The organism is Bacteroidota bacterium, assembly GCA_016711505.1.
In the GTDB taxonomy this organism is placed as follows: domain Bacteria; phylum Bacteroidota; class Bacteroidia; order AKYH767-A; family 2013-40CM-41-45; genus JADKIH01.
Genome location: JADJSV010000017.1, coordinates 292,823 through 313,188 on the forward strand (window position 1 = coordinate 292,823; position 20,366 = coordinate 313,188).

A 20,366-nucleotide genomic window follows, 5' to 3' on the forward strand; every position below is an offset into this window, starting at 1 on the left:
AAAATTTAATTCTTAACTGATGCAAAACAATAATCAGTTATTAGTTATAAAAAAAGGTCCCGCCGTTACCGACGAGACCTTTCTATAAATGAAATAAGTTGAATTACATCTTAACTACTTTCTGAACTGCTGTTTTGCCATCTGCAGTAACTTTTACATAGTATACACCGGAAGCATTTCCGTTGAACTGGTATGTATGTTTTCCTGCTGACTGAAGTTCGTTAGCTGCAAAGTTCTGTACTTTTGAACCCATGATGTTGTAAACTTCTACTGATACTTTTGAAGAATTTTTCAAAGTGTATTCAATACTTGCTGACTGATCATATGGATTTGGATATACAGAGAATCCGATTTCGCTGGCTAATTGTTCAATACCATCATAGAATGTTACAAAGATCGAGTAATCTTCTATCTGGCCATACTGAAGATCAAGACATGGAGTTGGAACAGGATTGTTTACGAAATCTGTTGCAACGCGCAAGCGCAATGGAGAACCAAACACTGTTCCAGCATCAGGAATAGAAATCGTTGACTGGTGATTTGTTAATGCTGAATCTGAATAGATCAATTCAGTTACCGGATCCAATGTTCCATCATCATTCATATCTAACCAAACTCTTACCCATTCTGCATAAGTAAATCCTGTGCTAACAGAAATGTTGTAAGGAAAATTAGTAACCAATGTTACCGGAGCATTACAAGTGTAATCAGAATAACCGTCGATTGCATCATTTGAAGAGTTGTTGATCTCCTGACCACCCGGCTCACCAAATCTGAAGTTTGTAACTCCAATTCCACAGCAATAAGCTGTTGTCACAGGATAACATGAAGTAGTTTGTGGACCAGTGATAGTTGCTGTAAGTGATTGTGTAACTGTATCACATCCGGCAGCATTACAAGCGATCAATGTTACAGTGAATGTTCCATTATTCGGGAAGTAATGTGTTGGATTCTGAACGTTTGAAGTATCACCATCACCAAAATCCCAATGATAAGTATCAGGAGTATTGATCTGTGTTGTTGCGAAGATTGATGAACCGTTACAAGTATTAGATGTAAAAGTATAATCCATACATGGATTGAAATCGACGTTCAATGTCAATGGAATTGATTTTGAAAGATTCAACGGATCATTTGTATTAACTATTAAGTTAGATACCTGAGGTCCGCCTGCAAGTGTACCACTGGAGAATACCACACTAATTCCAACTGAATCACCAACGTTGATTATACCACTTGTTGGATTTGCAACAGCCCATGCAGGTAAGTTTCCAAGATTGTAAGTTAAATTGCTACCACCTGTATTATACAGCCAAACGACTGTCGAATCTGTTGTACCGCAAGCACGAAGCGCTTGTGTAACACTATTTGAAGAAGTGACCAACACCGGTGCCGGGAATGCAGTTGCATTCAGACAAACCGAAGTATCGATATCATTATTCTGAATTGAAATTGTTCCTGTGAACGATCCAATAGTTGCACTGCTGAAAGTAATTACAACATCAGCATAACCACCAGGTAATAGATAAGAAACACTTGATGAAACCTGAAATTCAGCTGCATTAGATGTGATCGAAGAAATGAATAATGTATCACAACCATTGTTGATCACCTGGAAAGTATCAAGAGCAGAAGTATTCTGCATGATGCTGTCATAAGTTAAACACTGTTCTGATAAACCTACAATTGGTAAACCGGATACTGTAAGTGTACATGGTAACAATACGATAGGGGTCAATGGGTCATTACTTGCAACACCAAGATTTGCATAATATGTTCCTGCAGGTAATCCTGTAGTCTGGAAAGTAACAACTGCATTTGAAGTATTTCCAGCACCTACTGTATCTGATACGGGAGCTACACTGATCCATGAAGGAAGAGCATTTTCTCCACCCCACTGAATTGCATTTGCAATGATCTGAGAACTTTCAGTTGAAGGTGAGAAATAATCGAAAGCGATAAAGATTGCCTTACCTGAACCATAATAACGGTAAGAAACAACATCACGACCGCTTGCAGTCACTACTTGTACCTTATCAGGATTTGTTAAGTTCATAGAGAAAGTTGCACTTGGAGGTGCGAATGAATTTCCTACAAGACCTGCAGCAAGTGGATGTGCAGGAAGTACAATATCTACATCCGTGAAAGTAGAAAATTCATCCTGGCCATAAGTTCCTGAGAATACTCCTGTATTGAACATACAATCTGATTCTGAAGAATAAGATCCAAGGAAAATTACTGAACCACCATTGTTAAGGAATTGCTGAATTACCGGAGCAAGAGCTGCCCAAGTAGAACTAACACCTGTCTCTTGTTCAGGTATCAAAAGAACATTTTGTCCAATCAATAAACCACTTAAGATTCCAGGGTTTGTAGTTGCTGTTGTTGTAAGTGTATAACCTGTAAACACAGAATTGATCGCATTGATCGTACTAGGATATTCTGCAAACTGATCTGTACCATATGTCATTGCCAGAACTTTTATTGCTCCGACATTTGAACCATCAACAGTATAGACCAATTCTCCACCTGCAATATTGCTTATGTCTAACGGGAATGCAACTGAATCGCCGCAAGCAGCACTGATGCTGAAACCTGTTTGAGCAACATCGATCTGAGGTGCCCCTTGAACAGTCAGAGTTTGTGTGATTGTATCTGATTCATTACAAGTAAATGCAATCAGAGTTACTGTGTACGTTCCTGCAGCAGCATATGTATGTAATGGATTCTGACTACGTGCAGTATCACCATCACCGAAATCCCAAAGCCATGAAGTTGGTCCTCCTAAAGAAGTATCCGTAAAAGCAACGTTCACACCTAGTGGCGGCGTAACATCGCCTATGACAAAACCTGCATTTGGTGCAATGCTTGGTGCAATAACTGAAGTCCAGTTCACTTCAAAACCTGAAGATACAATTGAAACGTCAGAACGCCATTCTATAAACATAGCTCCTGAAGTTGCAGTAACAGTGCTGGGCGAAGGCATAGTTGGACCATCTGCTTCAAGCAATAATATTCCGGTATTTGAAGTTCCATCGTATATTCTTAGAAAGTCAAAACCAGATTCCGTTGAAAATGAAACAACGTTCAATGTTATGCTTGTAGCACAACTTGGCTGTACTAAAAGTGAACAGTCTTCGTTTACAAGATAGTCTCCGGTTGGACCACCGGTATCATAAAGTGTACCGCTCGTGTCCGTAGTAGACGTGATTGAGCAAATGTTGTATACTCCTTGTGAGAAGGCGCTCGTTTGGCCTGCGATCACTAAAGCAAATACAACTAAAACATTAAGTAGTAGTTTTTTCATAGCAGTATGAGTAATTTGGATGATATTTCAAATGTAGAACTTATTTTTCATATTTCAAGGGCGGAAACCCGTATTAACACTCATATTCCGATGTTTGTCCGAAATAACTTTACAGCTATTGCCAGTAAGATGATTCCGAATACTTTTCGCAATATGCTGATCCCTGCTGTACCAAGGAAGCGTTCCAGTCTGTATAAATTTCTTAAAACCACATAAACAAGCACCAAATTGAGGAAAATGCCTGATATTATGGTGATTGAGTCGTAGGCTGCTCTTAAGGAAAGCAAAGTGGTCATGGTTCCAGTTCCTGCTATTAATGGAAATGCTATCGGTACAATACTGGCCGTTTCCGGAATTTCATCTTTGTACAGTCTGATCCCTAAAATCATTTCAATAGCCAAAAAGAAGATGACCAGTGAGCCGGCAATGGCAAATGACTTGACATCGACTCCCAGAAATTTAAGGATCGACTCTCCCAGAAAAAGGAAGAGAATCATGATCAGAAGTGAAACGAATGTAGCCTGTTCGGCTTTTATATAGCCCACTCTTGACTTGACCTGCAAGAGCACAGGTATTGACCCTACTATATCGATGACAGCAAAAAGAATGGTCGAAACCGTCAGTATGTCTCGTAAATTCAAATCCATTTAGGGCTGGAAAAAATAGTTTGTTTTTCGATTAACAATGATACAAAATAAAAAAGTCCTGACTCACATCAGGACTTTTTTATTTTAACCATTTAATGCTTCTGCACCGGCAACGATCTCGAGGATTTCCCCGGTAATCGCAGCTTGTCGTGCTTTGTTATATGACAATCTTAATTCTTTAAGCAAATCTCCGGCATTATCCGTGGCTTTGCTCATCGCTGTCATCCGGGCTCCATGCTCGGAAGCATTGGAATCCAGAACTGCTTTGTATAACTGAACTTTTACAGATTTTGGAATCAAGTCCAATACCAGTTCTTCTTTCGCAGGTTCGAAAATATAATCGTTTACAGCTTTGCTTACATTAACAGTTGTCGGAGGTACGATCGGAAGTACTTGTTCAACCATTACTATCTGAACAGCTGCATTCTTGAATTGATTGTAAACAACTTCTACTCTGTCATATTCTCCTGCAGCGAAACTCTTCATAACGCCTTCAGCAATTTTAGATACCGCTTCGAAATTAATATTGGCATAAATTTCATTGTGATTACCGCCATTCAGGTTTCCCATTTTTGCAAAAAAGTCTGACGATTTTTTTCCGATACTCATCACTTTTACATTTCCTGACTGCGCCTGACTTGCATAATTTTCACGGATCATTTTGCTTATCGTACGATTGATGTTCGCATTGAACGCCCCACACAATCCACGATTTGAACTGACCGCAATGATCAATACTTTATTCACAGGACGAACAACAGAATATTGTCCACCAACACTTGAATCAAGTGAGCCGGAAATGTTTTCCATGATCTCGCGAAGTTTCGAAGCATAAGGTCGCATCATTACAATTGCATCCTGTGCTCTGCGCAGCTTTGCAGCACTTACCATTTTCATTGCCTTCGTAATTTGCTGTGTAGAAATTACTGAAGTAATGCGGCTACGTACCTCTTTTAAATTTGCCATGCTTATTCCTTTTTCAATCCTTCTCCGCCAAGGCGGAGAAGAAAAGAATTATGATTTATATTTTGGTGTTAACTCAGAAGCTACTTTCTCAAGTACACTTGTAACTTTATCATCGATCGCTCCTCCGCGGATTGCGTCAAGAGTCGGACGATGTTGTGCATCAAGAAGTCCAAGGAATTCAGTTTCGAATTCTTTTACTCTGTTCACAGGAACATCACGCAACAAACCTTTTGTTCCGCAATAGATAATTGCAACTTGTTTCTCTACTGTAAGCGGAGAATATTGTCCTTGCTTAAGAATCTCAACGTTACGTGAACCTTTATCGATCGTAGCTTTTGTTGAAGCATCAAGATCAGAACCGAATTTAGAGAAAGCCTCTAACTCACGATACTGTGCCTGATCTAATTTCAACGTACCTGCGATCTTTTTCATCGACTTGATCTGTGCATTACCACCCACGCGCGAAACAGAGATACCTACGTTGATGGCAGGACGAACACCTGCGTTGAATAAGTTTGCTTCAAGGAAGATCTGGCCATCGGTGATGGAGATCACGTTCGTTGGAATGTATGCTGATACGTCACCTGCCTGCGTTTCGATGATCGGAAGTGCAGTCAATGATCCGCCACCTTTTACAAGATGTTTGATCGAATCAGGAAGATCGTTCATTGTTTTTGCAATTGCATCAGAGTTGATGACTTTCGCAGCTCTTTCAAGAAGACGAGAGTGAAGGTAGAATACATCACCAGGATATGCTTCACGGCCCGGTGGACGACGAAGAAGAAGTGATACTTCACGGTAGGCAACTGCTTGTTTGGAAAGATCATCATAAACGATCAATGCCGGACGACCTGTGTCACGGAAAAATTCTCCTATGGCAGCACCTGACATTGGAGCAAAGAATTGCATCGGCGCCGGAGTTGATGCGGGGGCAGCAACGATCACCGTGTATGGCATTGCACCAGCTTCAGTAAGTGTCTTCACGATCTGCGCAATTGTAGAACCTTTTTGTCCTACCGCTACATAAATACAAAATACGGGTTGGCCTTTTTCGTAAAATTCTTTCTGGTTGATGATCGTATCGATGGCCACAGCTGTCTTACCTGTCTGACGGTCACCAATGATCAATTCGCGTTGTCCACGACCGATCGGAATCATTGCATCAATCGCTTTGATACCTGTCTGAAGTGGTTCTGTAACCGGTTGACGGAAGATTACTCCCGGAGCTTTACGCTCGATTGGCATTTCGTAAGTGTCGCCTGTGATCGGTCCTTTACCGTCGATTGGATTTCCCAATGTATCGACAACACGACCTAACATACCTTCACCAACACGAATTGATCCGATCTTTCCGGTACGTTTTACAATATCACCTTCTTTGATGTCCGAAGAAACTCCAAGCAATACGGCACCGACGTTATCTTCTTCAAGATTCAGTACGATTCCTTGCAGGCCGTTTTCGAATTCGATCAATTCACCTGACTGAACACGAGTTAAACCATAGATACGGGCGATACCATCACCTACCTGTAATACAGTTCCTACTTCTTCGAGTTCTTTTTCTGTTTTGAACCCTGCCAATTGCTGTCGCAATATGGCTGATACTTCATCGGGTCTTACTTCTGCCATTTTTATTTAGATTTTATTTTTGTTCGTTATAATTGAAACTGCTCTATTAATTATTGTTGCAGGTTTTCAGGTTTCAGGTTGGGTGACCTGAAACTTGTAACTAATTCTTTCTTACATACGGATTAGAAGAGAATGCCTGTGTAAGTTTGCGAAGCTCTGAAGAGATAGAAGCATCGTATTGTTTATCATCCATACGAAGGATAAATCCGCCGATGAGTTTGTTGTCGATCTTCTCTATCAATTCCACTTCTGAATTTGTGCTGTTACGGATAAGATCGTAAACTTTTTTGCGGAGATTATCGTCAAGTCCGACTGCAGAAGTGATCTCTGCAGTCTGAATGTTCTTTAACTGCTTATATTTTGCAACGAATTCTTTTGCGATCTGAACAAGATATTTCTCACGACCTTTACGTGTTACGATCTCAAAGAAAGAGATAGTAAGCTTATTTACTTTGCCGTTGAAAATGCTGTTTAACACATTCATTTTTTTATCAGTGGCAATGATCGGATTCAAAAGCATCAATACTAAATCGTGATTCTGTTCGCACACAGTTATGAATAACTTCATATCATCGCTGACAGCATCCACTACTCCATTTTCTTTCGAAAGCTCGAGTACTGATTTAGCGTATCTTTTTGCAACTTGTATATCTACCATTTGTCTAAACTTAGTTGATGAAAATTGTTTTCGTTATTAGTTAAGCGAAATATCTTTCATCAGATTATCCATCAAAGTCTTTTGTTTTTCGTCGTTGCTTAATTCCTGACGAAGGATCTTCTCAGCAATTTCAATCGACATAGCAGCAACCTGATTTTTCAATTCAGTGATTGCAGCATTCTTTTCATTATTGATGGTCTCACGCGTAGTTGCAAGAATTTTATTTGCCTCCGCCTGAGCTTTATTTTTTGCTTCAGATACAATAGCATCTTTTGTATCACGTGCTTCTTTTAACATAAGATCACGTTCTGCTCTTGCCTGAACAAGCAACTTTTCATTGTCAGCTTGTAAAGCTGCCATTTCTTTCTTTGCTTTTTCTGCAGCACTTAATGCATTTGTGATAGAATCTTCACGTTCTTTCAACGACTTCATGATTATCGGAAAAGCAAATTTTCCCAGGATAAACATTAAGATAAGGAATGACAAAGCCATCCAAAAAATAAGTCCGAACTGTGGTTTTATTAATTCCATTGTATTTTGATTTTTTTCTTTTTAATGAATTTACTCTTTAACTCCCGAATGGATCCTTTACAGGATAAAAACATGCTCAACCAACCGTTGAGCATGTTTTTAATTTCTTACTTGAAGGTAACAAGAAGACCTACAACCATTGCGAAGAAGGCAGCACCTTCCACAAGAGCGGCTGTAAGGATCATGTTGGCGCGGATGTCGCCACTAGCCTCAGGTTGACGAGCGATTGATTCCAATGCAGAACCACCGATACGACCAATACCAACACCTGCTCCTAGAGCAGCAAGTCCGGCACCTAAAGCAGCAACACCATAACCAAGACCAAGGTTTCCGGCTACTTCTTGAAGGAGAATTGAAGATAACATAGTAATTATTATTTAAGGGTTTAACTAATTCAAATGATAAGGGCTTCTTCTACATGAGCATCTTGACCATGGTGATCGTGATCGTGCTCTTCAATTGCTGCTCCGAAATAAATTGCAGAAAGCAATGTGAAAACAAAAGCCTGTAAGAAGGCAACTAATAATTCAAGCACTGTCATGAAGATGACAAAGCCGACTGATACTATCGATACGCCGAATCCTAATCCTGTATTCATTTCACCGAAGATGAAAATGAGTGAGAAGAATGACAAAGCGATAATGTGACCTGCAGTGATGTTTGCGAAAAGTCGAATCATCAATACGAATGGACGTAAGATAACTCCAAGCAATTCGATAGGAGTTAACAACACCAATACACCAACCGGTACGCCCGGCATTGCAAAGATGTGTCTCCAGTAATGTCTGTTTGCTGAGAATGTTGTGATCAGGAATGTTATAACAGCAAGCGTCATTGTTATTGCAATATTTCCTGTAACGTTTGCACCAAACGGCATGATCGGGATCAGACCTAATAAGTTGTTAATCCAGATAAAAAAGAAAACAGTAAGTAGATACGGCATGAAACGCGCATAGTTTTTCCCGATACTTGGTTTAGCGATTTCATCACGAACAAAAACAACAAGTACTTCAATCAATGACTGAAGACCTTTCGGTGCCATTCCTTTTCTTCTTCCATATGCTTTTGCAACTGAAAGAAAAATTACCAGCATCAGGATCACACTGACTAAAAGTGCAAATACATTTTTTGTAATTGAAATATCGTACGTAGCAGCAGTCAGTTCTTCATTAACAGTTGCAGTATGTGCATCTGTTACTTCCGTTTCATTCACTGCTTCGATATGGTTTTCGTGTAAACGATATCCATCGTATGTTTTATGTCCGTGCTCAAAACGACTTGACATAAACATTGAAAAGCCACGTTCTTTATTGTAAACTATAACTGGAAGCGGAACAGAAACAGAATGTTCTCCTTCTCCCATGATATGCCAGTCATGTGAATCTGAAATATGCTCTACGATCATCTTTCCGGCATCAAACTTTCCGGCTGCCTTAGGAGCATGTTCCTCATTTGCCAACACACTTGTTGTTGCAAAAAGGCAAACCAGCATTCCTATCAATTTTAACTTCATATATTCCACGTTTTGAATGCATTACACTGATTTGGGATCAGCGTTTTTTAAAGAGAGCGCAAAAGTAATATTTAAAGGGTTACTTACCAAAACTTACCGGGATTAATCTGATTTAACTGATTAATATGATTTCATTGTTCGTGCCTTAATTGGACCTAGTATTAATTAAGTGACTGTGAAAAAAAGGATTTTTACCGGGATTTAATGGATTTCGGGATTGCGGGATTCAATCCGGGAAATCCCAAAATCTATTAAATCCAGGTCAATACCCGGTCAAACACACCTTTTTGGTTGCATTCAAATCCTTCTGATTAAAATGTAATAAATAAGTTCCTGCTGAAAGACCGGACAAATCGAGTTCGGATTGGAGTGCGGGATTTTTGATGGAAAAAGATTTAATTAACCTTCCGGAAAGATCAGTGACTTGAACCAACAGGTTACTAGAAGCAGGATTTTTAGTTCCAATCCTTATAATACCTGTTGAAGGATTTGGGAAAATACTTATGCTTTCACCAAACAATGTATTCTCATCAATCCCCGGATTAGGGGTTGAGCAACCATTTGAAGTAATCAAAGTACTTCGCTGACTGGTAAGGGCTGCGTTCATTCTTGTTGATTGTCCATCGGTAAACATTACCATACACCTGTCGTCAACATAATCCATATAGTTCATGAACATCTCCCCGTTTGCATCGGAACCGCAGATACTAAATGCATTGTGTGGAAATGATGGACAATTGGAATTATCCATTTCCTGAGGTGGTGTATCTGAAATCAGATCGTTTCCACAAGTTGCATCGCCCCAGATATGACGTAATCCTAACCAATGACCAACTTCATGTGTTCCGGTCCGGCCATTGTCGTATGGTGGAGTTACATTTCCTCTGTATCCAAAATACTGATAGCCGATCACAACACCATCCGTATTTGCACTTCCTCCCGGAAACTGTGCATAGCCAAGCAGATCTGAATTTGCTCCACCCCAGTCAACAGACCATAAATTCAAGTAACGGCTTGGATCCCAGAAGGTCGATGGCTTCAATACCGTTTCGCAGTCTGACATTTCCCAATCCAGCCCGCCATAGAAGCGTTCTATACCTGTAGAAGGTTGACCGCCCGGAGTTTGTCTGGCCAGACAGAATTCTATCCTTACATCCGCCTGATATTGCCAGAAGGGATGTCCGGGCGTTAATGAATCATCATTCATCAGACGAAAATCTTCGTTAAGAGCTTCAATCTGCGAAATGACCTGATCATCGTCGATATTTGTTCCGCTTCCGATCGCTTCATTATCATGTATGACGTGCACTACTACAGGAATTGTAATTACAGCTCCTGAGGCGCGCTGCACTTGACCTTCACTTGCGATAATTTTACTGAAGGCATCTTCATAATGCTTTTTCAACAATGGGTCCTTTCCGGTTTGGTGATCGTAATTCTCCATTGTACCACAAGTTCGTTGTGCTTGTGTTTGAAAGGAAAAACAATATGTAATTCCCAATATGAGTAAAAGTTGACGCATGATAATTTATTTGTGGTTATACAATATAAGCTAATTTTCTTCAAATTAACAATATTTTAAAAAGCAGAATTCAATTCATAGAAAAAATCTATTCTTTCGAAGATATGGTGATTTATTCAGGCATGGATATTTATATCTATTAAAAAAACGATATATCATGAACAATCTATTGTACACAATTGCTGTAATTCTGATCATTGTCTGGGCATTAGGATATTTTGCTTTCAGTGCAGGTGGAATTATTCACGTACTGCTTGTCATCGCTTTGATTGCAGTCATTCTCCGGGTTATTCAAGGAAAGAATCCGGTTTAATATTAAAAAGAATTTTAAACAGAAAAAATTATGGAAGAAAACAACGGTTCATCAATTAAAATCATCGGCGCATTAGTAGTAGGTGCTATTGCCGGAGCTGCTCTTGGAGTATTATTTGCTCCTGATAAAGGTAGTTCTACCAGAAGCAAAATCATAGACGGTGCTGATGATCTTGCAAGAGAATTTAAACGTAAAATGCGTTCTAAAGCAAATGACCTGCGTCAGAAAGCGGAGGAACTTGAACATCTTGCAGAAGAAAAACTTGACGATCTTAAAACGGATATTAAGTCGAAAGCGACTGACTTTGTGAATTCAAAGTAAAATCAAAGCCGGAAGTTATCTTCCGGCTTTTTTTATTGTCTTCAGGTTAACAGGTTGCCGCTTTCCAAACCTGATAACAAAAATAAAACACTAAGATCACTAAGTTTTTGTCACAAGAGCACAAAGGGAGTAACGCTTGTGCTCTTGTGACAAAAACTTAGTGATCTCAGTGTTAAAATTTCAACCCGTTAACCAAAAAAAACAATCACTTACCATTTTCTTGACAAAAATCATCTTGCATCTTTTCTGAATAAATAATTTTGCTCTATTAAAACCAGACTTGTGAGCAAAACGATTTCTTACCCGAAGTTTGAATTAAAAGATACTCTTTCAAAAGAGGAAAAAGATTTTTTTAATGCAAATGGGTTCATTCATTATAAAAATTTTATCACACGTGAACGTGCGCAAACTGTTTCAGCAGCGATCGATGAAAAACAAAAAGTATTGATCTCGAAAGGAGTCAGTAAGATCAATGGTATTCCTATCAAATTCGGTGAAGACGAAAACAAACAACCGATCATTCAACGTTTCCCTTATACTTCACACAATGTTCCTGAAGTCGCTGCACTGTATGATGATTCACGTTTACAAAACCTGAAAGAATTACTTCCTGATGCCGGTTATCCGAGACGAATTGGGTTGAATGAAAAAGACGGTGTTGTTGCAAATCACTATGTGAACACTGAAACAAGTAATTACAAACAACTCGGCTGGCATACAGATGTTGCACGCGATTTTCTATTGGGAAAAGGTTTGTATCCAATGCTCAACATCGGTATTTATCTGACAGATTCCGGTCCGGAAAACGGTGGCCTCCGCACGCTTCCCGGTACTCATAAGCAAAATGCATTTCAAACTATGTTTAAAAAACTTCAGGTACTGAATACAAAAGAAGATCCGGATGAAGTTTCTATGGAAGCTGAATCCGGCGACTTGTGTATACATGATGGAAGATTATGGCATCGTGTTGCTATGTCGCCACACATAGGAGAAAAAAGTCATAGACGCGTGATGTATGTTTCTATGCTCTCCGGTCCTGCTGATGAAAGAAATAGTAAGAGTAAGACCCCGTTTTATCTGAGGTTTTTGAAACTGGCGAAATAATTAATACGAATTACTTTTTAACAAGCATCTTCGAAAACTGCTGCTTGCCATCGCTGACGATCTGAACGAAATAAATTCCTGATGGAAAATTTGAAAGAGAAAGTTTTGTCGTTGTTGTGGTAATCAATACGCTTTGAATTTTTCTCCTAAAGAATTATAAATTACTGCGAAAGCATTTCCGGTAATTTCTTCACTCATGTTAATTGTGAATTCGCTTTCAGTTGGATTTGGAAAAATTGTGAAGTCGGAAAGTAGACTTGTATTTTCTATAGAGCTCAACGGACCTGAATTATACTTTTCAGTTATATTAACAGTATTGAAATTACGGGTGAGATAAATATCACAACTGTGATCAAAACTTATGAAGCCCGGGGGTAGTATAGATCGAAGCGGTATCGTGCCATACAGTAACACCTGATAGGTCGGCTTTGTGAAGAAGAAGAATATTGTTAACCTGATCTAAATGTTGCGCTGAAAGCAAATACAAAGATGCATCACAAACTTCAAATTGCACAGCGCCACCGAAACCATCCTGAATCGCCATTGAATCGAATTCTGTGAAATATTCTTTCTGCCACTGTAGAGCTCCTGATGAATTGAGTTTACTTATCTGGTAATGTAAATTGTCCCAGGTACCTCCGGAATTAAAATAAGTAAAATTTGTTGCTACAAAAATTTCATTCCCGACAATTTCAAAGCCAACATTTGAAAGTTCAGCAGAATCTTTTTCAATTCCTTCCGACCATATCAGCGACCCTGATAAATCGTTATACTTTTCAACTTTTGGTTTAGTTCCGGAATGTCCGAGTGTATAAAAATTTCCGGACGCATCAATTGCAATTGAATGATTACTTGAATTTAATCCGTCATATGTATTCTCAAAAAGGTAATCCAATGTTCCACTATCATCAATCTTGAAATAATAATTTTTTACGTCGGTGCTATTTGAACCTGTACCAACACAGTAGATATTATTATTGTTATCAATTACAAAATCAGAAATCGTTTCTGATAGTGGATTCAATATTGTTCCGGTATCAGGCAACTCAATATGCCAGTCAAGCAATCCACCGGCAGTATCAAATTTTGCAAGACAAAAATCTTCCAGATCTGTCAGGTTGACAACAGCATTCATACCTACAATTAAATCACCGTTATTATCAAGCTTTGATTTAACAGGCTGAACAGAAAGGAAAGGTGTGATCCAGTATTGCTGCCATACTAATGAACCTTGATTATCGATTCGTTTGATCCGGACCTGCGTACCTGTTATATCGCTATATGCACCGATGAAAATTGCACCGTCATTTTCAATGGGAATAATATTGAAATATTTGTCATTGCAATCGAGAAGACAACTGTCATTTACATATTCCCACATCTTCACGCCATTGGCGTCATGTGCATAAAATACATAACTTGTAAATAACGAAAGTGCAGACTGTGTATAATTTACAGAGTAGCTGTTACCATTTCCATCGACAGCGAAACTTCTTGGATCTGTAGTTTGCGAATTAAGCAAAGCAGATGTCGTTGACCAAATCAAACGACTTTGAGCAAATGTTTCTGTGGAAACAAAAATGAAAAAAGAAATAATGAATAACAGGGCTTTTTGCATCTGACTAGATTAAGTGGGATAATAGAGTTGTAAAAAAAAGCGAATGCAAAGTTAATCTTAATTGCTTAGTAGCCAAAACGAAAAAAGGGCAACTCCTCATCGGAATTGCCCTTTTTAAAAAAAAAATTATTTTTTAAATTTGAATGATGCGCCTAAAGAAAGGTAAGCAACACCGTAACCAAGTTCTGCATGAAGACCGAAATTATCAGATATCATATATCTGGCACCACCGAAACCTGTGAAACCTACACCACCATAGCTGTATGTTGCGCGAAATGAAGGATCATCATTGGGATTATTTGTAGTATAAGAATCGCTGAACATGTTATATGATAACATTGCACCTAAATAAAGATCCCAAGCGTCGCTGTTAATATCAAAATGATATGCTCCACGAACACCTATGATTGTAAAGTTCCATTTATATTTATAATAATAAGAACCGAAATAATTATCTTCCCATGTATACGCTTTGTAGCCAAGGTAACCACCAAGTGACCAAACTCCATTTCCCAGTTCACCCATTCCATGATCAAATGCAACTGATAATCCAGGTGTTTGCGAGAAGCCTGTACTATATGATGTTCGAATCAAAGAGCTTCCTATACCAACACTTGCGCCCAGTATATTAGTTCCTTCATCCCAAACTTGTGCGTTGGTTGTTCCAAAAGTGGAAACCAAAATAATTCCTGCAACAGCAGTTGTTTTCAATAATTGTCTAATTGTTTTCATGTGATTGTAATTTATATTTTTTTATGGTTTAATTTTTCTAAAAGAGGAATATGCGTGCGGCCGCCTATTTGGTCGTAAATGTATGACTTATCTAATAAAATGCAAATTTCAAGTGAAATGTCATTTAATTATTGCAAACACGTTAATGACTGAAAATGTTAAAACTTACGCTTTTTTCTGTTTCATGGCCGTAACTACTTCAAATGCAGTAAATATGGCATAAGCTACCATGAATGAAATTATGAACGGGATTGCATTTGACCGATGTGTTAAAGCGTAAACCAGTATAACACCAAGATGAACAAACAACTTAATAGTAGTTGCTGCCATGTAATAACGAATAAAATTTTGCGGCCTGCCCACAGAACTTTTAACAAGACCATAATGAAAAGAAAAAGAAATCACAGAATAATATATAAGAATCTGCCAACGCAATAATACTTCTGCTGCCGAACCACCAACAGTCAGAATAATTGCTGCACAAAATGCTATAACAAGAAGAAAGTAAAGAGAATATTGTTTCATGCTTTTTTATGAGTAAAAGTATCCGGAATTTAATGAGCATTGCTACTCACCACTTACTACTCACCACTTACTTTTTAAGAAAATCTTTTATGCTTAAATAAATCGCAGCGCTGACAGAAAGTAAACTCAATACAAGAGTACATACAGGAATTTTCCAACCCAGGTATTCATCTAATTTTACTCCACCGAAAACGCCCAATCCGATGATGACCATCATCTGCGTGCCCATTGATGCATAACGCATAATGGCATTTCTATCTTCAGGCGGTTTTTTCTTTGTTGATTTCGATTGATTTGTCGGCATCCTTAATGTCTTTAATGACCGGACCCATATTACATGATCCCGTAAATGTTGCACCTACTTCAACAACCAATTTACCGGTAACGATATCGCCAATCACTTTAGAAGACGATTTCAGAAAGAGTAATTCGGAAACAGCAGTCTTTCCTTTAATCACACCGGAGACATCAGCGTTTTGACTGTTAACATCGCCTTCCACCACACCTGTAGCACCAATTACTACTTTAGCCTTTGAAATGACATGGCCAATTACGGTTCCATCAATTCTGATATCACCATTCGAACGAATATCTCCTTCGATAACCGTTCCTGCTCCGATCAGATTGATCGAAGAATTTCCGCCTTCAACAGTTTTTGATGCAGGCATGTTCTCTTTGTTTCCTTTGTTGTTAAACATCTTGTCCCAATTTTAATAATTAATAAATGAACCTTCAAATTCCCCGTTTTCAGGTTCAGGATTACAAATATAGAATATAATTTGGTTTTAGTATGACGGCTAATTTAGCGGAATTTGCATCATAAATGGATAAAATGCGAAAGATCATCTTCAAAAAATTAATCAATCCGCTCAAAAACAAAATTTCTTTTAATAAACTTATTCAGAAAAGCACCTTTGGAGGTATAGCCTTTCATTCTTAAAAATATTTCTTCAGGCACTTCTCTATATTTATAGATCAATCCTGAAACAAATACAATTTTTAACTCTTTGGTTTCCGGATCATAATGATATGTTTTAATGACAGAAGATGGCATGTATAAATACAGAAAAAATAATGCCTTGATTCACTCTGACAAAACTAACGGTAAAAGTTTCTGTAAAAATCTTCGTACTCTTCAATTTTAGCCTGGCTGATCAGGGTAGCAAGATTATTTGCAGAGATAACATACTGATGGTACTCATCCGTACTCACGCTTCCATAAACATCATCATTATCATACAAAGTAGTATTGTAGGCTAAAGCATCCGCTTTATTGGTAAATGCCCTAAGGATAAAGATTTTATTCCGTGGTCCGAATAACAAGTCCTGCACCTGAATTGCTTTCGAGCCGAAATTTGTAGAATTGAAATTGGATAGCTTTGTTTTGAATCGGTTTGGTTCAATTGCACCGCCAATGTTCTGGAAAATTACCACTACAAAATGTGTCGTATCCGGATTGTAATTAAAAGCACTGACAGCAATTTCAGGGTCTTTCGGTCCGGGAACAGTACCGGTTGAAGGTGGCGGAGTAACTGTTCCTTTTGCATGAATTGCATCCAGAATTTCCTGCGCACGGTCTTTCACCGGGTGCTCTGCATTATTGCGGATCACTTCCAGTAACGAAGCTTCAAAAGTTGGTAATGGTTGTGTCTTACCAATTGCAAGTGCTTTCAACAATTCAAACTGTGGCGACAGAATGCTTTTTGGAAATTGTGAATCTGCTTGTGCCTTTCTCTGAATCACTGCCTGATATTCGCCGTTCAGGTATTTTCTGTACGTTTCTTCGTAGAATAATTCCAATTCTGTTTTACGGTTGGCTTTATCAGCTGCATAATTCGGATTACGGATGATCTCTGCATATTCAGTGTCTCCGTATTGTGAAAGAATAATGTTCTTGAAATAATCCGAACGTTCTTTGTTGATCACAGTAGCACCTGAAGTTGTATTGCTGCCAAAGTTACCGGCATACAACCGATACAACTGATAGTAACATTGCAAAGTATATTTACTATCAGGAAATCTTTTGATCAATATTTCAAAAGTTTCTGCCGCTGCTACAGGGTCATTCAATTGTTCACGATAGATCAATCCAACATTATAGTACGCTTCAATGATCTTCGTAGTTGACTTCTCAATTGATTCGGCATCTCCCGGAATGCTTTTCAGCATATCCGCTTTTCGTTTTTCAGCACTGGCTACAGCACCAAGTGTATCCTCTTTTGAAACTTCTTCAATTTGTTCTAGTTCCGGATTCTCTTCAGTTGTGCCGGCTGTTTGTTTATTGCTTCTTCTCCAGTTGTCTTCTAAAATTCTGTCACCAAATTTTTTCACAAATTCATTCATACCAAGACCAACCGACTGAATATTGTAAAAATACCAGCTGGAACCTGTCTCTCGATTCATCTCATTAATTTTCTTCGGATCTGATTGCTGAAAGATCTGATTCGCCTGGCGTTCTTCATTGATCCTTTTCGTCTCCGCTGCTTCATTGGCAAGAACCTGATCAACCATACGCTGTCTTTCTTCAGGTGATAACCTTGCAAGTGTCTGAAGACTGTCTTCATTCTCAATCACCCGTAAATTTTTTACGAGTTTTGTCAGACTGTTTCGTCTGTTCAATATTTCTGTGTAATCAGGATAATCGTTGGAAAGACTTGATGTGGTACTATCGTAATAAGCTTGCGCCTGAATGTACTCTCTTTTTGCAAAAGCTATTTTTCCTAATTCAAGATATGACAGTCCTTTCTGATTCACATTTGCCAGACTTGAACGTATCGACAAATTCAAATTATCAATTTGCCCGACTTCGTTGCCTTCATTTTTTTCTAAACCGGCCAAAGCATAATAGATCTGATCCAGATAATCTTTATTCTTCGGATCCGATTTCATTCTTTCCAATTCTTTCCGGACAGTAAGATTGTTTCCTGAAGTTCCATCAGAGCAACGCGCACGATTCAAGCGAGCATTGAATCCAACTTCATACTTCGGATTCATTTTGATCACTTTTGTATAAAGATCAAAGGCTTGTTTGAAATTTCCTTTTTGCTGATGTAATTGTCCGAGTATAAATAACCAACGAATCTTCGTGTCACGCTTTTTTACCAATGCAGCAGCGCGTGTTAAATGATCGATGGCTTTGTCGTAATTTTTTGTCTGGAGATAGAAATCAGCATTCACTGCTTCAAGTTCCCACTTACTGCTCTTAGGAAAATCGCCTTGATTGCGAACAAAGTCAAGCTTCTCTTCTGCTTCGCGTAATTGCGTTAGTTCTAAATATGTTTTAGCCAGCCACAAAGATCCTAAATGACGTCCGGCTTCTTTTCTGTAAGTTGATTCTACATACTTAAATGTTTCAATCGCTTCAAAATAGTCGTGTTTGAAAACTGACATTTTCCATACAACAAATGGTTGTCGTCAATCCATTTCTCCGAATCCGGTTTTTCATTTCCACGTTTATCGATGATCGTATGTCTTTCGATCACAGTCTTAGTCCGTTTCATAGCATCTTCCAACTGCGGATAAATAGCCTTTGCTTTTGTAGCATCAGCATATTGGAAAACTGATAAAATACGGTCGTAATGATCTGTATGCGACTCCGCTAATTTATCTGTGGCCTCTTCAAGTTTTAATCCGGCATTATAATAACCATTATAATGTGCGCTAAGATTATGGAAAGTCCTGGTAATCAACGAGTCCTTCGTATTTGAGCACGATGACCACGCCATTACCAGTGGCAACAGCGCAACAAGGCCAAACCTTGCCGTTCGACGAAAAAGATGATCAGGAATCATTGAATTGGGTATAACTGCAAATTTGCGAAAATATTTTAAAATTCCAATGGAATTTAGTGACTGGTCCGTAGTAATTAGTGAGTAGCAAAGCACAACTTAAATCAGCTAAAAATCAAGACGCACCAGGTTATTAAAATTAACAAATCATTTTGTAAGCCGCTTGTAATGTGAGCTTTAAAACTCAATCGACTTGACTTGAAAGGAGTAATTAGTTTCAAGATTTTTGCTTTGCTACTTACACTTACTACTTACAACTCACCAATTCAAGTAGTCACCCTTGAAATACGCACAAAAAAAAGTAGCTTGCACCTCCTTTAAAAAATGAAGTTCCGAGATTTAAAATACATCCGCAAACTGCGAGGCAAGTTTCGATTGGTCATTATGAACGACGAAACGTTTGAAGAAAAAGCTTCTTTTAACTTGCGACCGCTTAAGGTTTTTGTTGCAACAGGAATTGTTATCATTTTACTTATTACAATCACAACTTTCATAATAGCATTTACGGGATTGCGGGAATACATTCCCGGGTATGCAGATCTGAAAACTCAGCGCCATGTTTATAATATGGTATTAAAAACAGATTCCCTGCAGGCTGAGATCGATAACAGAAATGCATACATTGAAAATATCAGGAATGTAATTAATGGGACTTTACCGAATGATGATACTGCAAAACAGAAAGAAGGTGCAACAAAGTATGATACCATTCATCATCTGAATCGTTCGCAATCGGATGAAGAATTACGAAAACAAATTGAAACACAGGATGCATATTCTTTGACAGAAGGATCTGCTTCTATCAGAAATAGTATAAAGAGTTTTTTATTTTTTCCGCCATTAAAGGGAAGTATTACAAACCGGTTTGATCCGGTAACCAAACATTATGCAATAGACATTGTTTCGAATCCGAATGAAGCCATTAAAGCAACTCTTGACGGCACAGTGGTTTTCGCTAACTTTACTTCGGAAACAGGATATGTCATAGGTATACAACATTCGAACAACCTCTTCTCTCTTTATAAACATAATTCAGCTCTTTTAAAAAAGGCCGGTGATTTTGTAAAAGCCGGTGATGTTGTTGCAATTATCGGAAATTCGGGCGAACTTAGTCAAGGTCCACACCTGCATTTTGAATTGTGGTTCAACGGTACTCCGATTGACCCGATGCAATTTGTAGCATTTTAATTTT

The 20,366-nt window shown here is 38.5% G+C and carries 23 protein-coding genes; 4 read left to right on the forward strand and 19 right to left on the reverse strand.

Going from position 1 to position 20,366, the window contains the following annotated elements; genetic code table 11:
* Positions 1-103: 103 nt before the first annotated feature.
* The 9 genes from IPL24_14830 to IPL24_14870 all read right to left on the reverse strand — a co-directional run bounded on the left by IPL24_14830 (position 104) and on the right by IPL24_14870 (position 10,773).
* Positions 104-3,307, reverse strand: coding sequence for a PKD domain-containing protein (locus IPL24_14830; protein MBK8364883.1), 3,204 nt, complete (start codon positions 3,305-3,307; stop codon positions 104-106).
* Positions 3,308-3,387: 80 nt separating this feature from the next.
* Complete coding sequence (locus IPL24_14835; protein ID MBK8364884.1) at positions 3,388-3,954, reverse strand: MarC family protein; 567 nt, start codon at positions 3,952-3,954, stop codon at positions 3,388-3,390.
* 84 nt (positions 3,955-4,038) lie between these two features.
* A complete protein-coding gene (atpG, locus tag IPL24_14840; GenBank protein ID MBK8364885.1) occupies positions 4,039-4,920 on the reverse strand; it encodes an ATP synthase F1 subunit gamma in 882 nt (293 codons plus the stop codon).
* Positions 4,921-4,968: 48 nt separating this feature from the next.
* Entirely contained in the window at positions 4,969-6,549 is a 1,581-nt protein-coding gene (locus IPL24_14845) for a F0F1 ATP synthase subunit alpha (protein MBK8364886.1), read from the reverse strand.
* Positions 6,550-6,649: 100 nt separating this feature from the next.
* Positions 6,650-7,207, reverse strand: a complete 558-nt coding sequence (atpH, locus tag IPL24_14850; protein MBK8364887.1) for an ATP synthase F1 subunit delta — start codon at positions 7,205-7,207, stop codon at positions 6,650-6,652.
* Positions 7,208-7,243: 36 nt separating this feature from the next.
* Positions 7,244-7,738 (reverse strand): F0F1 ATP synthase subunit B, encoded by a 495-nt coding sequence (locus IPL24_14855; GenBank protein ID MBK8364888.1) that lies wholly within the window; start codon positions 7,736-7,738, stop codon positions 7,244-7,246.
* A 107-nt stretch (positions 7,739-7,845) separates the two neighbouring features.
* Complete coding sequence (atpE, locus tag IPL24_14860; protein MBK8364889.1) at positions 7,846-8,103, reverse strand: ATP synthase F0 subunit C; 258 nt, start codon at positions 8,101-8,103, stop codon at positions 7,846-7,848.
* A gap of 29 nt (positions 8,104-8,132) precedes the next feature.
* A complete protein-coding gene (gene atpB / locus IPL24_14865; GenBank protein MBK8364890.1) occupies positions 8,133-9,251 on the reverse strand; it encodes a F0F1 ATP synthase subunit A in 1,119 nt (372 codons plus the stop codon).
* Positions 9,252-9,513: 262 nt separating this feature from the next.
* Positions 9,514-10,773 carry a T9SS type A sorting domain-containing protein gene (locus IPL24_14870; GenBank protein MBK8364891.1) on the reverse strand — a complete coding sequence of 420 codons (1,260 nt, stop codon included), beginning with the start codon at positions 10,771-10,773 and terminating at the stop codon, positions 9,514-9,516.
* Between the two features lie 157 nt (positions 10,774-10,930).
* Between IPL24_14870 and IPL24_14875 the strand changes: the two genes are divergently transcribed.
* From IPL24_14875 to IPL24_14885, 3 genes are all read left to right on the forward strand, one after another.
* Positions 10,931-11,086: a lmo0937 family membrane protein gene (locus tag IPL24_14875; protein ID MBK8364892.1), complete on the forward strand. Its 156-nt coding sequence runs from the start codon at positions 10,931-10,933 to the stop codon at positions 11,084-11,086.
* A 30-nt stretch (positions 11,087-11,116) separates the two neighbouring features.
* Positions 11,117-11,407: a YtxH domain-containing protein gene (locus tag IPL24_14880; GenBank protein MBK8364893.1), complete on the forward strand. Its 291-nt coding sequence runs from the start codon at positions 11,117-11,119 to the stop codon at positions 11,405-11,407.
* Positions 11,408-11,689: 282 nt separating this feature from the next.
* Complete coding sequence (locus tag IPL24_14885; GenBank protein MBK8364894.1) at positions 11,690-12,511, forward strand: phytanoyl-CoA dioxygenase family protein; 822 nt, start codon at positions 11,690-11,692, stop codon at positions 12,509-12,511.
* A 10-nt stretch (positions 12,512-12,521) separates the two neighbouring features.
* Here IPL24_14885 and IPL24_14890 read toward each other — a convergent pair whose 3' ends face one another.
* The 10 genes from IPL24_14890 to IPL24_14935 all read right to left on the reverse strand — a co-directional run bounded on the left by IPL24_14890 (position 12,522) and on the right by IPL24_14935 (position 19,177).
* A complete protein-coding gene (locus IPL24_14890; GenBank protein ID MBK8364895.1) occupies positions 12,522-12,638 on the reverse strand; it encodes a T9SS type A sorting domain-containing protein in 117 nt (38 codons plus the stop codon).
* Positions 12,635-12,790 carry a hypothetical protein gene (locus IPL24_14895; protein ID MBK8364896.1) on the reverse strand — a complete coding sequence of 52 codons (156 nt, stop codon included), beginning with the start codon at positions 12,788-12,790 and terminating at the stop codon, positions 12,635-12,637. Before IPL24_14895 ends, IPL24_14890 begins: the two co-directional genes overlap by 4 nt.
* 73 nt (positions 12,791-12,863) lie before the next feature.
* A complete protein-coding gene (locus tag IPL24_14900; protein MBK8364897.1) occupies positions 12,864-14,129 on the reverse strand; it encodes a hypothetical protein in 1,266 nt (421 codons plus the stop codon).
* Positions 14,130-14,255: 126 nt separating this feature from the next.
* Positions 14,256-14,861, reverse strand: a complete 606-nt coding sequence (locus IPL24_14905) for an outer membrane beta-barrel protein (GenBank protein ID MBK8364898.1) — start codon at positions 14,859-14,861, stop codon at positions 14,256-14,258.
* A gap of 165 nt (positions 14,862-15,026) precedes the next feature.
* Positions 15,027-15,386, reverse strand: coding sequence for a hypothetical protein (locus tag IPL24_14910; GenBank protein MBK8364899.1), 360 nt, complete (start codon positions 15,384-15,386; stop codon positions 15,027-15,029).
* A gap of 67 nt (positions 15,387-15,453) precedes the next feature.
* Complete coding sequence (locus IPL24_14915) at positions 15,454-15,690, reverse strand: AtpZ/AtpI family protein (GenBank protein MBK8364900.1); 237 nt, start codon at positions 15,688-15,690, stop codon at positions 15,454-15,456.
* Positions 15,647-16,054 carry a polymer-forming cytoskeletal protein gene (locus IPL24_14920; GenBank protein ID MBK8364901.1) on the reverse strand — a complete coding sequence of 136 codons (408 nt, stop codon included), beginning with the start codon at positions 16,052-16,054 and terminating at the stop codon, positions 15,647-15,649. Before IPL24_14920 ends, IPL24_14915 begins: the two co-directional genes overlap by 44 nt.
* Positions 16,055-16,242: 188 nt before the next feature.
* On the reverse strand, positions 16,243-16,440 hold the full coding sequence (locus IPL24_14925) for a KTSC domain-containing protein (GenBank protein ID MBK8364902.1): 198 nt from the start codon (positions 16,438-16,440) through the stop codon (positions 16,243-16,245).
* 44 nt (positions 16,441-16,484) lie between these two features.
* Positions 16,485-18,776, reverse strand: coding sequence for a tetratricopeptide repeat protein (locus tag IPL24_14930; protein ID MBK8364903.1), 2,292 nt, complete (start codon positions 18,774-18,776; stop codon positions 16,485-16,487).
* Positions 18,722-19,177 (reverse strand): hypothetical protein, encoded by a 456-nt coding sequence (locus tag IPL24_14935; GenBank protein ID MBK8364904.1) that lies wholly within the window; start codon positions 19,175-19,177, stop codon positions 18,722-18,724. Before IPL24_14935 ends, IPL24_14930 begins: the two co-directional genes overlap by 55 nt.
* A gap of 321 nt (positions 19,178-19,498) precedes the next feature.
* Here IPL24_14935 and IPL24_14940 point away from each other — a divergent pair, with 321 nt between their 5' ends.
* Complete coding sequence (locus IPL24_14940) at positions 19,499-20,362, forward strand: M23 family metallopeptidase (GenBank protein MBK8364905.1); 864 nt, start codon at positions 19,499-19,501, stop codon at positions 20,360-20,362.
* Positions 20,363-20,366: the final 4 nt, after the last annotated feature.